The following is a 13,870-nucleotide window of genomic DNA, read 5'->3' on the forward strand; positions in this document are numbered from 1 at the left end:
TCACAAGTGCGGGGGGCTGGGCTATACAAGGGGCGCCGGACTGGAACGCGTTCTAGATCGGCCCCGGGGCGACCTCGGTGCGGCCGACGGTGCGGACGGCCGTGCCGGGGTCTTGGAGCCCCGGCCAGCCCCCGCCAGTGTCAGGAGCCGTATGCCCATCGACGCAGCGAAGGCCCTCGCCGCCGAACCCCGCTCCGGTGAGATCAGCTGGAACCGCAAGGACGTCCAGCTGTACCACCTGGGCCTCGGCGCGGGAGTCCCCGCCACCGACCCCGACGAACTCCGCTACACCCTGGAGTCCAGGCTGCACGTCCTGCCCAGCTTCGCCACCGTCGCGGGCAACGGGTCACCCGGCGTGATCAGCAGCCTGTCCATGCCCGGCGTCGAGGTCGACCTCGCCCGCGTTCTGCACGGCGGCCAGACCCTCACCCTCCACCGCCCCATCCCCGCCGAGGGCAGCGCCACGGCCACCGGCCGGATCGCCGCCGTGTACGACAAGGGCAAGGCGGCCGTCCTCGTCATGCGCACCGACGTCGCCGACGCCGACGGCCCGCTGTGGACCAACGACGCCCAGATCTACGTACGCGGGGAGGGCGGCTGGGGCGGCGACCGCGGCCCCTCGCCCCGCCTCGAACCGCCGCGGGGCGAGCCCGAGCGGACCGTGGAGCGAACCGTCCGTGAGGACCAGGCCCTGCTCTACCGGCTCTCCGGCGACTGGAACCCCCTGCACGCCGACCCCGAGTTCGCCAAGCTCGCCGGGTTCGACCGGCCCATCCTGCACGGGCTGTGCACCTACGGCATGACGCTCAAGTCGGTCGTCGACACGCTGCTGGCCGGCGACGTCACCCGGGTCCGCTCCTGCACCACACGGTTCGCCGGGGTGGTGTACCCGGGGGAGACCCTGCGGATCCGCATGTGGCGGGAGGAAGGGGCGGTGCGGGTCGCGGTGAGCGCGGTGGAGCGGGACGACGCGCCCGTCCTCGCCGACACCGTCGTCGCACACTCCTGAAGCACCTGAACCACCCGAATCAAGAACAGTGAGGGGAGCCGCACCATGCGCGCAGCCGTACTGCGGGAGATCGGCCAGGACAAGCTGGAGGTCCTCGACGACGTCGAGGCGGTGGGCTTCGGCCCCGGCAAGGTGCGGGTGCGGGTGCGCGCGGCGGGGCTGTGCCACTCCGACCTGTCCGCGATGAGCGGGGTGCTCCCGCAGCCGGCGCCGTTCGTCCCCGGACACGAGGGCGCGGGCGAGATCCTCGAAGTCGGGGAGAACGTCACCCACCTCAAGGCCGGTGACCGCGTCGTTCTGTGCTGGCTGCCCGCCTGCGGCGCCTGCTCCGCCTGCAAGCGCGGCCAGAGCGAGCTGTGCCTGGCCGGATTCATGAACGCGGGCACCCCCAACTTCAAGCGCCCCGACGGCGACGTCTTCGGCTTCGCGGGGACCGGCGTCTTCGCCGAGGAGGTCGTGGTGGACGCGGGCTGCGCCGTGCCGATCCCCGACGACGTGCCCTTCGACATCGCCGCGCTCATCGGCTGCGGGGTGACCACCGGACTCGGCGCCGCCCTCAACACCGCCGACGTCGAGGCCGGTTCGTCGGTCGCCGTGATCGGCTGCGGTGGCGTGGGGATCTCCGCGATCCAGGGAGCGCGGCTCAAGGGCGCCGCCGAGATCGTCGCCGTCGACCCGGTCGCCTCGCGCCGCGAGTCCGCCCTGCGGTTCGGCGCCACCCGGGCCGTCGCCCCGGACGCGCTGGCCGACGCCAAGCAGCAGGTCACCGCCGGGGAGGGCTTCGACTACGTCTTCGAGGTCGTCGGCCGGTCGGCCACCGCCCGCACCGCGTACGAGAACACTCGGCGCGGTGGCACCCTTGTGGTCGTCGGCGCGGGCGCCATGGACGACTTCCTCCAGCTCAACATGTTCGAGCTGTTCTTCGACGAGAAGCGCATCCTGCCCTCGATGTACGGCGGCGGCGACGTACTGCGCTCCTACGAACGGATCGTCGCCCTGTGGCGGGCGGGCCGCATCGACCTGGAGGGCCTGATCACCCACCGGCTGCCGCTGGCCGGGATCAACGAGGCACTGGACCAGATGCGTACCGGGACGGCCCTGCGTACGTGCGTCGAGATCTGAGGGATCCCCATGTCACTGCCAGCGTCACTACCGCTCGACGGGCTGTCCGCCATTGTCACCGGCGCCGGCCGGGGACTGGGCCGGGCCGAGGCACTGGAACTGGCCGGGCTCGGCGCGGCCGTCGTCGTCAACGACTACGGGCGGCCCGGCCGGGACGGCTCGGGCGAGGCCTCCGCCGGACCCGCCGAGGAGGTCGCCGCGGAGATCCGCGCGGCCGGCGGGCGGGCGGTCGCGCACCTCGGGGACGTGGCCGACTCCGAGCAGGCCCGGGAACTGGTCGAGACGGCCATCGGCGAGTTCGGAAAGCTGGACATCCTCGTCAACAACGCGGGCATCCTGCGCGACCGCATGGTCTTCTCCATGACCGAGGACGAGTGGGACTCGGTGATCCGGGTCCATCTCAAAGGCCACTTCAACACCACCCACTTCGCTGCCGCACACTGGCGCGAGCGCTCCAAGCGGACCGGGGAACCGGTGTACGGGCGGATCGTCAACACCTCGTCGGAAGCGTTCCTGGCCGGCTCCGCGGGCCAGCCCAACTACGCCGCCGCGAAGGGCGGGATCGTCGGCCTGACCACCTCCACGGCCCTCGCGCTCGGCAAGTACGGAGTGACGGCCAACGCCATCTGCCCGCGCGCCCGCACCCGGATGACCGAGGACGTGTTCGCGGGACTGCCCCGGCCCGGCGAGGGACTCGACCCGCTCGCCCCCGAGCATGTCGCCCCGCTCGTCGGCTACCTGGCCTCACCCGCCGCCGCACGCGTCAACGGACAGCTGCTCGTGGTGCACGGCGGAATGGTCGCCGTCATCGAACGGCCCCGTGTGCAGGCGAAGTTCGACAGCAAGCAGGACACCTTCAGCTACGACGAACTGGACGCGCTGCTCACCCCGCACTACGCGGGCCGGCCGCCGGGGGAGACGTTCGCGGCGGCGGAGGTGCTCGGCCTCAAACGCGGCTGACACGCGAAAGGGGGCCCACCGGACGGCGGGCCCCCTCGACAGACCGCTGTCAGGCCGCGGTCTCGGCCGGTTCCGGCTTGCGGTGGCGGCCGTGCGGGATCGTCTCGCTGTCCTGGACCGAGACCGGGCCACGGTGCTTGCCGTGACCGTCGGACTCCTGAAGTTCGGCGGACAACTGCTCGGACGTGCTCGCGTCGTTCATCGGAAGAAATTCACCCCGTCAACATCATCTTTCGTACAGCCGGGAGAGTGTAACCGGCACGCGGTGGGGCGAATCCAGGCGGCCACGCGGACCGCCACTACTTCGTTACAAGACGTCCGAGGGGTGCTTGCTGGAGAGGCACAGGACGTGCCACGGCAGGCGCGGAAGGCGCCTGAGCAGGCGATGGCGCCGATGGCGCCGGCTCCCCGGGCGCGCCCGCCGTCCTGGCCGGTGCCGGTGACTCGGCCACCCCGCACGGGATCTCCCGCGTGGCATACGGCAGCCGCAGCACCCCGCTCTCGGTCCACAGCCCGGCCCCCGCCAGCCACCCCTCGGGCGCCGCGAGACGGTGCACCCGCCGCTCGGCGGGCCGCCACACCCCCACCCGGGCGCCGAACGGCCCGTCCACGCGCAGCGCCACCGCGCACTGCTCCGGCGACAGCGCCTGCCCCGGCTGGATCGCGAACGGCGTCACCACACAGTCCGGCATCCGCAGACAGCTCGGGAAACGCACCGGCGACGAACCGCCCAGCACCCCCCAGCCCAGTTGCTCCCGCCCGGGGGACGGCGCGTCCGAGCCGACCAGGATCAGCCCGCTGTCCGGATCGGCGAGCAGCAGCCGGTCGTCGCTGTCGGCCGCGATCTGCAACAGCGGCGTCACCTCACCGCCCCGCTCCAGGTCCACCACGACCGCCTTGGTGCGGCCGCCGGTCTCCCGGTCCAGGGCCAGTATCCGGCCCGCGCGGTCCAGCCAGACCCCGCCCGAGCAGCGCCCCGGGACCTCCGCGAGGTGCTCCGGCCCGAAGGCGCCGCCCGCCACCAGCCACACCGCGGAACCGCGCGGGCCGACCTCCAGGGCGTACGCCCGGGTGCCGCACGGTGCCGGCGGCAGCAGCCGCAGCGTCGTGCCCGGCTCCGGGCACTCCACCGCGCCCAGCGGCAGCTCCCCGGTGGCCGGACCGGTCGGGTACAGCAGCGAGAACACATGCCGCCGCCCCACCAGCCGGTGGATGAGGACCCGCCCGTCACCCATCGGCTGCACCTCGGTACCGGGCTCCTCCGGCTGATTGCCGGGCAGCGGCACGGCGTACGGCTCGGGGCCGTCCAGCGTCCAGCGCTCCGGGAACCAGCAGTCGCCGCTCAGCGCGAGCCGGGCGGCATAGGCGCCGTCCGCGGTGATGGCACAGCCCGCCCGCGGCACACCGCTGTCCTGACGGGCAGCCGTCTCGGCAGCCAAGGGTTCGATCGCACAGGCCGTCATCGTTCGGTCACCTCCGGACGACGAAGCTACTTATCCGTACGCGCGGGCGGAGGACGAGCAGGCGGCCACTCACACATAAGGGTGGCCGAGAAACGGTTCGCCTGAGGAAACGCGAGCGGATGTGCTGCCCGGGGTGCGGGGGGCCGGAGACGGTGCGACCGCGCCGAACAGGCAGGTAGCCTTTCCCCGTGCCCCGTCTGTCTGAAGTCATCGCCGCACTGGAGAACCTGTGGCCCGCCGAGCGGGCCGAGTCCTGGGACGCGGTCGGCACGGTCGTGGGCGACCCCGGCCGGCCCGTCGCCCGGGTCCTGTTCGCCGTCGACCCCGTGCAGGACGTCGTCGACGAGGCGGTGAAGCTCGGCGCCGACCTGATCGTCGCCCACCACCCGCTCTATCTGCGCGGTACGACGACCGTCGCGGCCTCCACCTTCAAGGGCCGCGTCGTGCACGCGCTGATCAAGAACGACATCGCGCTGCACGTCGCCCACACCAACGCCGACAAGGCCGACCCGGGTGTCTCCGACGCCCTCGCCGGAGCACTGGACCTGCGCGTCGTACGACCGCTCGTGCCGGACCCCGCCGACCCGTCCGGACGCCGCGGCATCGGCCGGGTGTGCGAGCTGGACCACCCGGTGAGCCTGCGGGAGTTCGCCGCCCGCGCCGCCGAGCGGCTGCCCGCCACCGCACAGGGCATCCGGGTGGCCGGCGACCTCGACGCCGAGGTCCGCACGGTCGCCGTCTGCGGCGGCTCCGGCGACAGCCTCTTCGACGACGTACGCGCGGCCGGAGTCGACGCGTACCTCACCGCGGACCTGCGCCACCACCCGGCCGGCGAGGCCGTCGCCCACACGCCTCTCGCGCTGCTCGACGCGGCGCACTGGGCCACCGAATGGCCCTGGTGCGAGCTGGCCGCAGCCCAGCTCGACGAGATCTCCGACCGTCACGGCTGGGACCTGCGCGTGCACGTCTCCAGGACGGTCACCGACCCCTGGACCGCCCACGCGGCGTCCAACCCCACCACTAGCTCAACAGGAGCCCCCAACTGAACGCCGCGCCCGCCGACCAGATCCGACTCCTCGACGTCCAGGCCCTCGACGTCCGCCTCCAGCAGCTCGCGCACCGGCGCAGGTCGCTGCCCGAGCACGCCGAGATCGAGTCGCTGACCAAGGACCTCGCCCAGCTGCGCGACCTGCTGGTGGCCGCGCAGACCGAGGAGAGCGACTGCGCCCGCGAGCAGATCAAGGCCGAGCAGGACGTGGACCAGGTGCGCCAGCGCGCCGCCCGCGACCAGCAGCGCCTCGACTCGGGTGCGGTGACCTCCCCGAAGGACCTGGAGAACCTCCAGCGGGAGATCGTCTCCCTCGCCAAGCGGCAGGGCGATCTGGAGGACGTCGTCCTGGAGGTCATGGAGCGCCGCGAGTCCGCGCAGGAGCGGGTCGGCGAGCTCACCGAGCGGGTGGCCTCCGTCCAGGCGAAGATCGACGACGCGACCGCCCGCCGGGACGCCGCCTTCGAGGAGATCGACGGCGAGGCGGCCACGGTCACCAAGGAGCGCGCGGTCGTCGCCGGGTCCATCCCCGCCGACCTGCTGAAGCTCTACGACAAGCTGCGCGAGCAGCAGGGCGGCATCGGCGCGGCCAAGCTGTACGCCCGCACCTGCCAGGGCTGCCGCCAGGAGCTGGCGATCACCGAGCTGAGCGAGATCCGCTCGGCCGCGCCGGACACCGTCGTCCGCTGCGAGAACTGCCGCCGCATCCTCGTGCGCACGTCCGAGTCGGGTCTCTAGGCTCGGTAAGGGGCCCAGGGCGTGCGGGAGTTCATCGTCGAGGCCGACGGCGGGTCACGGGGCAACCCGGGGCCCGCGGGCTACGGTGCCGTGGTGCTCGACCCGGTCACCGGCGAGGCCCTCGCCGAGACGGCCGAGTTCATCGGGGTCGCCACCAACAACGTGGCCGAGTACCGCGGTCTGCTCGCCGGTCTGCGGGCGGCGCGGGAACTCGACCCCACCTGCTCGGTGCGTGTGCGCATGGACTCCAAGCTGGTCGTCGAGCAGATGTCGGGCCGCTGGAGGATCAAGCACCCCGACATGAAGCCGCTGGCGTCGGAGGCGGCCCGGGTGTTCCCGGCGGACCGTGTGACGTACGAGTGGATCCCGCGCGAGCGGAACAAGCACGCCGACCGCCTGGCCAACGAGGCGATGGACGCCGGGCGGCGGGGCGAGCAGTGGTCGCCGTCCGCCTCCCGCGCCGCCCTGGACCGGCCCGCCACCCCCGCGCCCACCGGCCCCGAACCCGCCGGCCCGCCGGGTGACGCGAAGGCGGGAGCGGCGAGTGCCCGCGCGGCGCTCAAGCAGACGGCTCAAGCACCGGCTACTGCTGCCGCCATGCCACCAGCCGCCGATGCCGCACCATCTGCCGCTGCTGCCACACCCTCGGCTGCTGCTGCTGCCACGCCACCAGCCGCCGCCACTCCCACGCCCGCCGCCACCACCCCAGAGCCCTCCACCACCTCCGCCCCCGGCTGGAGCGCGGCTCCGGACCTCGGCGCGCCCGCCACCTTCGTGCTCCTGCGGCACGGGGAGACCCCGTTGACGCCGCAGAAGCGGTTCTCGGGCAGCGGGGGCAGCGATCCGGCCCTGTCGGACGTCGGCCGGAGGCAGGCCGAGCGGGTCGGGGCGGCGCTGGCACGGCGCGGCACGATCCAGGGGATCATCGCGTCCCCGATGGCCCGGACCCGGGAGACCGCCGCCGTCGTCGCCGCCCGCCTCGGACTGGACGTGACGGTGGACGACGGGCTGCGGGAGACGGACTTCGGCGCCTGGGAGGGCCTCACCTTCGGCGAGGTGCGTGACCGCTACCCGGACGACCTGAGCGCCTGGCTCGCCGACCCGGACGCCCGGCCCACCGGCGGCGGCGAGAGCTTCGCCGCGACCGCCGTACGCATCGCCGCCACCAGGGACAGGCTGGTGCCCGCCCACGCGGGCCGCACCGTCCTGCTGGTCACGCACGTCACCCCGATCAAGACGCTCGTACGGCTCGCGCTCGGCGCCCCGCCCGAGTCCCTGTTCCGCATGGAACTGTCGGCGGCCTCGCTGTCGGCGGTGGCCTACTACGCGGACGGCAATGCGAGCGTACGGTTGCTCAACGAGACCGCCCACCTGCGCTGACCGCCGCCCGGGTCAGTGGACCTCGGTCACCAGCACGTCCAGCGCCCAGGCCTGCCCGGCACGCGACGGCGCGGCCGCCTCCACGACGTACCCGAGATCCCGCAGCGCCTCGACCAGCCGGGCCGGGTCCTTCGGCGCGGTACCGGACGACAGCAGGCTCCGTACGATCCGCCCCTTGGTCGCCTTGTTGAAGTGGCTGACCACCTTCCGGGTCGGCGCGTGCAGCACCCGCACGGTCGCCGTCCGCCCGGCCACCTCGCCCGTCGGCTTCCACGCGGCCGCGTAGGCGGCGGAGCGCAGATCGAGGACGAGCCCGTCACCGGCCGCCTCCGGCAGCACCGACGCCATCGGCGTCCGCCAGTGCGTGCCCAGGGCGCCCAGTCCCGGCAGCCGCACCCCCATCGAGCAGCGGTACGACGGGATCCGGTCGGTCACCCGCACGGCACCCCACAGACCGGAGAAGACCAGCAGCGAGCGCGTGGCACGCCGCTTGGCGGCCGGATCGAGCGTGGCCAGGCCGAGGGCGTCGTACAGGACACCCGTGTAGATCTCCCCGGCGGGGCGCGCCCCGGCCGTCCGCAGCCCGGCGTTCTTCGCGACCTCCCCGCGCAGCCCCTCGCTCAGCCCGAGCACCTCGCGCGCCTTGTCCTCGTCGCCCGAGCACAGCTCGACCAGCTCACCGAGCACCGCCTCACGCGCCTCGCGCAGCCCCGGCAGGGACAGCGACTCAGGCTTCAGCGGGGCGCCACGGCCGGAGGCGGCCTTGCCCTCGGAGGGCGGCAGCAGGACAAGCACGGGCAACTCTCCTTCGACGGGACTGCGCGTCAGCCTACGACGCGGTGCGGCATGGAACGGGCACCGGGGATGTTGCACACTCCGAGAGCAACAAGGGGGGCGCACATGCCGGAACAGGCAAGCTGGACGAAACTGCGGCTGGGCCGCTGCGGACCGCGGCTCGACCTGCTGACGGCCCGCTTCGACAGCCATGTCTACGCCCCGCACGCCCATGACGAGTACACCATCGGTGTCTCCATCGGCGGCTCCGAACTGATCGGCTACCGCGGCGGCCACCTCCGCACCGGGCCGAGCACCGTCGTCGTACTGGCCCCCGGCGAGATGCACACCGGCGGCCCCGCCACCACCGACGGCTACGCCTACCGCGCCCTGTACGCCGACCCCGCGCTGCTCGCCGAGGGCGCCCGGGGCGGAACGCCGCACTTTCGCGAGGGACTGCTCGACGACCCGGAACTCGCCGCCGCCATCCGGCTCACGCACGCCGAACTGGCCTGCTGCCCCGACCCGTTGGAGGCCGAGTCCCGCCTCCCCTGGCTGCTCACGGCACTGGTGCACCGCCACTCCACGGCGACCGTCCGGCCGGAGAGCCTCCCCGGCGCCGGTGTGACAGCCCGGATCGTCCGCGACCGTCTGGCCGACGAGTTGCTGGAGCCCCCGTCCCTGGCCGCCCTTGCCGCGGACCTCGGCATGTCCCGCTACCAGCTCCTGAGGGCCTTTCGTACGACGATGGGGATACCGCCGTATGCCTGGCTGGCGCAGTACCGGGTGACCCGGGCCCGCACCCTGCTGGAATCCGGCCTGCGCCCCGCCGAGGTGGCGTCCCTGGTCGGCTTCGCGGACCAGGCACACCTCACCCGCTGGTTCCGCCGGGTGCTCGGGGTGACCCCGGCGGCCTACCGCAACAGCGTTCAAGACACCCGGTAGCGGCACGGCCGAGACTCGCCGTATGACTGCACGCGGCTGGTTCCTGTTCTCCCTGATGGGAGTGGTCTGGGGCATTCCCTATCTGATGATCAAGGTGGCGGTGGACGCGGTGTCCCCGGCCACCGTGGTGTTCACCCGCTGCGCCCTGGGCGCGGCCCTCCTGCTCCCGTTCGCCCTGCGCCAGGGCGGCCTGGGCACGACTCTCCGTACTCACTGGCGTCCCATGCTGGCCTTCGCGTGCATCGAGATCATCGGCCCCTGGTTCACCCTCACCGACGCCGAACGGCACCTGTCCAGCTCCACGGCGGGCCTGCTGATCGCGGGCGTCCCGATCGTCGGCGTGGCCATGGCCCGCTTCTTCGGCGAGACGGAACGGCTCGGAGCACGCCGCACGACCGGACTGGCTCTCGGCCTGGCGGGCGTGGCGGTGCTCACGATCCCGCACCTCACCGGGGGCGACGCCCGCTCGCTGGGCGAGGTGTTCCTCACGGTGCTGGGCTACGCCACGGCCCCGCTGATAGCCGCACGCCGCCTCAAGGACGTACCGACCCTCCAGCTGACGGCTCCCTGCCTGGCCCTGGCCGCCCTGGTGTACGCCCCCGCGGCGGCCGCCACCTGGCCGTCCGCCCTTCCGTCCGCCCACGTCCTGGCCGCGCTCGCCGGCCTCGGCGTCATCTGCACGGCGCTCGCCTTCGTCGCCTTCCTGGAACTGATCAGGGAGGCGGGCCCGACCCGGGCCACGGTCATCACCTACGTCAACCCGGCCATCGCGGTGGCCGCCGGTGCCCTGTTCCTGGACGAGTCCCTGACCCCCGGCATCGCGGTGGCCTTCACCCTGATCCTGGCGGGCTCGGTCCTCGCGACGGCCGCCGCACCGAAGCGCCCCGCACGACCGCTAACATGGTCGACACGGCAGACGAGCCAAGCGGACGGCCGCGTGGAGTCCCCCTAGGGGGCTTCCCGAGGAACGTCCGGGCTCCACAGGGCAGGGTGGTGGCTAACGGCCACCTGGGGCGACCCACGGGACAGTGCCACAGAAAACAAACCGCCGCGGGCTTCGGCCCGCGGTAAGGGTGAAACGGTGGTGTAAGAGACCACCAGTGCCCAGGGTGACCTGGGCAGCTAGGTAAACCCCACCCGGAGCAAGGTCAAAAGGAGCGCCGTAGAAGGCGCTCTGCGCGGACGTTCGAGGGCTGCCCGCCCGAGTCCGCGGGTAGACCGCACGAGGCCGGCGGCAACGCCGACCCTAGATGGATGGCCGTCACCCCGGGCCCCGCGAGGAGCCCGGGGAACAGAACCCGGCGTACAGCTTGGCTCGTCTGCCACTCAGGTCTTCGGACCAGCCAGGGGACGAGAGGTACGGCGCGAAGCTGTCCGATCCTCGCATCACGGCGCTCGGCCCACTGGGACAGTGACTCGTCGTCCATTCCCGGGAGGGTAGTGGCTCGGGCGAGCCGGTGTTCCCAACCCAGCGAGGGGCTCTGGTCGATCCGGTACAGGTGGGAGTTGGCCGTCACGCGGAGTCGAATGGCCTCGATGTCCGGCGCTCCGGCGTCTGCCAGGCGACAAGGGAGCTTTCGATGTCGTCCCACAGAGCCCAAAGGTGAAATCACTCAATACTCTGACTCACTCACCCAAGCTGCTACCATCCCCCCATGACCACCCCACCCCCGCCACCCGGCCGCCGCGAACGCAAGAAGGCCGCCACCCGTAAGGCGTTGGCCGACGCGGCGTTGGAGATGTTTCTCGAGCGGGGGTACGACAAGGTCGGGGTCAAGGAGATCGCGGACGCCGCCGACGTCTCGACGACGACCCTCTTCAAGCACTTCCCGAGCAAGGAGGCGCTGGTCTTCGACGAGGAGGCCGAGCACGAGGCGACGCTGGTCGCGGCGGTGCGGGAGCGGGCGGCGGGGCAGTCGATTCCGGCGGCGCTGTGCGAGGGCATCCTGCGGACGGGGTTCGGCGGCGGCCCCGACGGGCCGCGTGTCGCGGCCTTTCGTGAACTCGTCGAGTCCACACCCGTGTTGCGCGACTACGGGCACCGGATGTGGATGCGGCACCAGGGCGCGCTCGCCCGTGCCATCGCCGAGGAGACCGGCGCTCCGGCCGACGACGTGCGGTGCGCGGCGCTGGCGCTCTTCGCGCTGGAGGCGCGGAGCCTGTTGCGGGGCGGTGAGGACGATCCCGACGCCGTACTGCGGGAGGCGTTCCGGTTGCTGGAGCACGGCTGGGCCGCGGCCTGACGGCGCCTCGGTGCTCGGTGCCTTCCCGGCTGCTGCCGGCTGCTGACTTCTGATCCCGCTACTCCTCGAACAGCGGGTCCTGCCGTCCCCCCTGCTCCTCCGCCGCCCGCCTCCGTACCCGTGCCTCGCGCATCCCCACCACCGCCGCCGTGACCGCCCCCGTCACACAGAGGGCCGCCGGGACCATCCAGGCGCGGTTCAGGGCGTCACCGAGGACGTGGTCGAGGGAGAGGCGGCCGGGGCCCGCCACGGCGAGCGCGGTCGCGGCGACGCCGAGGCTCACGGGGTGTTCCAGGCCGCCCTGCTGGGCGAAGAAGCCGCCCGGCGCCAGCACCGCGCTCGCGCCGGTCATGGCGCCGGCCGCCGCGGCACCGGCGGCGGGCGTGGCGAGGCCCAGCATCAGCAGGGTGCCGCCGCCCGCCTCGGCGAGCCCCGCCGCGACCGCGCTCGCCTTGCCGGGGGTATAGCCGACGGACTCCATGAACTGTCCCGTGCCCTCGATCCCGCCCCCGCCGAACCAGCCGAGGAGCTTCTGCGCGCCGTGCGCGGCGAGTGCCCCGCCGGTCCCCAGCCGGAGCAGCAGCAGGCCCACGTCATGTCGGTCGTAACAGGTCACGGTTGGCTCCCCGGCGGCAGTGTCGACGTCGACTGCGACAGCATCGAAGTCCACCGTCGCATCCCCGCCACTCGCACGGCCCGCCCCGGGCGCCGTTCGGGTGGCGGGGCCCAGGGCGCGATGTGAGTCTGACTGGCATGACGATTCAGACAGCCAAGCTCAGCGATCCGGCCGTCCGGGCCTTCGTCAACGCCGTCAACGCCCACGACCGCGAGGCCTTCATGCAACTCCTCGCCCCCGGCGCGACGATGGCCGACGACGGCTCCGACCGGGAACTCGCCGACTGGATCGACCGCGAGATCTTCACCACCCACGGCCATCTGGAGGTCGACAAGGAGTCCCGCGGCGGCCGCACCCTCGTCGCCCGCTACCGGAACGACACCTGGGGCGAGATGCGCACCAGGTGGGACTTCACGGTCGGGGACGACGGGCGCATCTCCCGCTTCGAGACCGGGGAGGCCTGAGGGGCGGCCGAGGCGCGGTCGAGCGGCGGTTTGTGCGGCAGCCGTTCCACCCACCGGTGCGTACCCCGCGGTCCCGCGCGAGGTCCACCCCCAACTCCGGCCCGGTGGAACGGCTGCCGTCTCCCCCCTCAAAATGGTCTGCGCAATATGGTCTGCGGAATCCACCTGCTCCAAGTGTGAAGCACTTGTGTGAAGCTCTTGTGGAGGAAGTTGAGCATAAGGCCGCTATCGGCCGCAATACCTCGGACGTTGGAATTCCGCTTGTGCAGGTTGGGGAGTTGGCGGCCGGTGCGGCGCTCAGCCCCGGCCCACGTACGGCATCGCCGTCGCCAGGACCGTCGCGAACTGCACATTCGCCTCCAGCGGCAGCTCCGCCATGTGCCGCACGGTGCGCGCCACATCGGCCACGTCCATCACCGGCTCCGCCGCCGTCTCCCCGTTCGCCTGGAGCGCACCCTTCTCCATCCGCGCCGTCATGGCGGTGGCCGCGTTGCCGATGTCGATCTGCCCGACGGCGATGCCGTACGGCCGCCCGTCCAGGGACAGCGACTTGGTCAGCCCGGTCAGCGCGTGCTTCGTCGCCGTGTAGGGGGCCGAGTGCGGGCGGGGCGTATGGGCGGAGACGGAACCGTTGTTGATGATCCGGCCGCCCCGCGGGTCCTGCTCCTTCATCTGCCGGTACGCCGCCTGCGCGCACAGGAACGCCCCGTTGAGGTTGGTGTCCACCACGTGCCGCCACGCCTCGTACGACAGGTCCTCCACCGGCACCCCGCCGGGGCCGAAGGTGCCCGCGTTGTTGAAGAGCAGGTCGACCCGCCCGAACCGGTCGCGGACGGCGGCGAAGAGCGCCGTGACGTCGTCGGGCCGGGCGACATCGGCGGTTGCGGCGAGCGAGCCGGCCTCCGGGACCAGCGCCGCCGTGGCCTCCAGCGGCCCCTGGCGCCGTCCGGCCAGCGCCACCGACCAGCCGGCCCGCATCAGCTCCACGGCGACCGCGCGGCCGATACCCGATCCGGCGCCGGTCACCACGGCGATCCTCGATTCCGTGTCAGTCATGACCGCAGCGTAGGGGGCCGGAACCGGGGCCGCGGCTCCCGGCACCGCGCCC

14 protein-coding genes, 1 other RNA gene and 2 pseudogenes are annotated in these 13,870 nt (G+C 72.9%); 11 read left to right on the forward strand and 6 right to left on the reverse strand.

The window, feature by feature from the left end; translation table 11 throughout:
- Positions 1–151 precede the first annotated feature (151 nt).
- Genes ACIPK3_RS03635 through ACIPK3_RS03645 form a run of 3 tightly spaced genes read left to right on the forward strand, consistent with a single transcriptional unit; the run spans position 152 to position 3,091 of the window.
- A complete protein-coding gene (locus ACIPK3_RS03635; RefSeq protein WP_402566304.1) occupies positions 152–1,009 on the forward strand; it encodes a MaoC/PaaZ C-terminal domain-containing protein in 858 nt (285 codons plus the stop codon).
- 45 nt (positions 1,010–1,054) lie between these two features.
- Positions 1,055–2,131: a Zn-dependent alcohol dehydrogenase gene (locus ACIPK3_RS03640; protein WP_402566306.1), complete on the forward strand. Its 1,077-nt coding sequence runs from the start codon at positions 1,055–1,057 to the stop codon at positions 2,129–2,131.
- Between the two features lie 9 nt (positions 2,132–2,140).
- Entirely contained in the window at positions 2,141–3,091 is a 951-nt protein-coding gene (locus ACIPK3_RS03645; RefSeq protein WP_402566308.1) for a 3-oxoacyl-ACP reductase, read from the forward strand.
- 49 nt (positions 3,092–3,140) lie between these two features.
- Here ACIPK3_RS03645 and ACIPK3_RS03650 read toward each other — a convergent pair whose 3' ends face one another.
- Both ACIPK3_RS03650 and ACIPK3_RS03655 read right to left on the reverse strand, forming a co-directional pair.
- Positions 3,141–3,293: a hypothetical protein gene (locus ACIPK3_RS03650; protein ID WP_402566310.1), complete on the reverse strand. Its 153-nt coding sequence runs from the start codon at positions 3,291–3,293 to the stop codon at positions 3,141–3,143.
- Positions 3,294–3,390: 97 nt separating this feature from the next.
- Positions 3,391–4,554: a hypothetical protein gene (locus ACIPK3_RS03655; RefSeq protein ID WP_402566312.1), complete on the reverse strand. Its 1,164-nt coding sequence runs from the start codon at positions 4,552–4,554 to the stop codon at positions 3,391–3,393.
- 188 nt (positions 4,555–4,742) lie between these two features.
- Here ACIPK3_RS03655 and ACIPK3_RS03660 point away from each other — a divergent pair, with 188 nt between their 5' ends.
- From ACIPK3_RS03660 to ACIPK3_RS03670, 3 genes are read left to right on the forward strand one after another with little or no spacing between them, the layout of a single operon-like run.
- Positions 4,743–5,600, forward strand: coding sequence for a Nif3-like dinuclear metal center hexameric protein (locus tag ACIPK3_RS03660; RefSeq protein ID WP_402566314.1), 858 nt, complete (start codon positions 4,743–4,745; stop codon positions 5,598–5,600).
- Positions 5,597–6,340 (forward strand): zinc ribbon domain-containing protein, encoded by a 744-nt coding sequence (locus ACIPK3_RS03665; protein ID WP_402566845.1) that lies wholly within the window; start codon positions 5,597–5,599, stop codon positions 6,338–6,340. The genes ACIPK3_RS03660 and ACIPK3_RS03665 overlap by 4 nt, the downstream gene beginning before the upstream one ends.
- 21 nt (positions 6,341–6,361) lie before the next feature.
- Positions 6,362–7,720: a bifunctional RNase H/acid phosphatase gene (locus ACIPK3_RS03670; RefSeq protein WP_402566316.1), complete on the forward strand. Its 1,359-nt coding sequence runs from the start codon at positions 6,362–6,364 to the stop codon at positions 7,718–7,720.
- A 12-nt stretch (positions 7,721–7,732) separates the two neighbouring features.
- Here the strand turns inward: ACIPK3_RS03670 and yaaA are convergent, their stop codons facing one another.
- On the reverse strand, positions 7,733–8,515 hold the full coding sequence (gene yaaA / locus ACIPK3_RS03675) for a peroxide stress protein YaaA (RefSeq protein ID WP_402566318.1): 783 nt from the start codon (positions 8,513–8,515) through the stop codon (positions 7,733–7,735).
- Positions 8,516–8,620: 105 nt separating this feature from the next.
- Here yaaA and ACIPK3_RS03680 point away from each other — a divergent pair, with 105 nt between their 5' ends.
- The 3 genes and pseudogenes from ACIPK3_RS03680 (at position 8,621) to rnpB (ending at position 10,761) form a co-directional block, all read left to right on the forward strand.
- Entirely contained in the window at positions 8,621–9,439 is an 819-nt protein-coding gene (locus tag ACIPK3_RS03680) for a helix-turn-helix domain-containing protein (protein WP_402566319.1), read from the forward strand.
- Between the two features lie 85 nt (positions 9,440–9,524).
- Positions 9,525–10,241: pseudogene (locus ACIPK3_RS03685) on the forward strand (DMT family transporter); the annotation flags it as partial.
- Between the two features lie 115 nt (positions 10,242–10,356).
- An RNA gene (gene rnpB, locus ACIPK3_RS03690) (RNase P RNA component class A) lies at positions 10,357–10,761 on the forward strand.
- Between the two features lie 60 nt (positions 10,762–10,821).
- On the opposite strand, the pseudogene ACIPK3_RS03695 reads toward rnpB, so the two are convergent.
- A pseudogene (locus tag ACIPK3_RS03695) lies at positions 10,822–10,866 on the reverse strand (hypothetical protein); the annotation flags it as partial.
- Positions 10,867–11,094: 228 nt separating this feature from the next.
- On the opposite strand from ACIPK3_RS03695, the gene ACIPK3_RS03700 reads away from it, so the two are divergent.
- Positions 11,095–11,682 (forward strand): TetR/AcrR family transcriptional regulator, encoded by a 588-nt coding sequence (locus ACIPK3_RS03700; RefSeq protein ID WP_402566320.1) that lies wholly within the window; start codon positions 11,095–11,097, stop codon positions 11,680–11,682.
- A 58-nt stretch (positions 11,683–11,740) separates the two neighbouring features.
- On the opposite strand, the gene ACIPK3_RS03705 is transcribed toward ACIPK3_RS03700, so the two are convergent.
- Entirely contained in the window at positions 11,741–12,298 is a 558-nt protein-coding gene (locus tag ACIPK3_RS03705; protein WP_402566322.1) for a DoxX family membrane protein, read from the reverse strand.
- A 137-nt stretch (positions 12,299–12,435) separates the two neighbouring features.
- On the opposite strand from ACIPK3_RS03705, the gene ACIPK3_RS03710 reads away from it, so the two are divergent.
- Positions 12,436–12,762 carry a nuclear transport factor 2 family protein gene (locus ACIPK3_RS03710; protein ID WP_402566324.1) on the forward strand — a complete coding sequence of 109 codons (327 nt, stop codon included), beginning with the start codon at positions 12,436–12,438 and terminating at the stop codon, positions 12,760–12,762.
- A 297-nt stretch (positions 12,763–13,059) separates the two neighbouring features.
- Here the strand turns inward: ACIPK3_RS03710 and ACIPK3_RS03715 are convergent, their stop codons facing one another.
- On the reverse strand, positions 13,060–13,818 hold the full coding sequence (locus tag ACIPK3_RS03715) for an SDR family oxidoreductase (protein ID WP_402566325.1): 759 nt from the start codon (positions 13,816–13,818) through the stop codon (positions 13,060–13,062).
- Between the last annotated feature and the right edge of the window lie 52 nt (positions 13,819–13,870).

The sequence above is a fragment of the Streptomyces sp. NPDC086787 genome (assembly GCF_044745865.1).
In the GTDB taxonomy this organism is placed as follows: domain Bacteria; phylum Actinomycetota; class Actinomycetes; order Streptomycetales; family Streptomycetaceae; genus Streptomyces.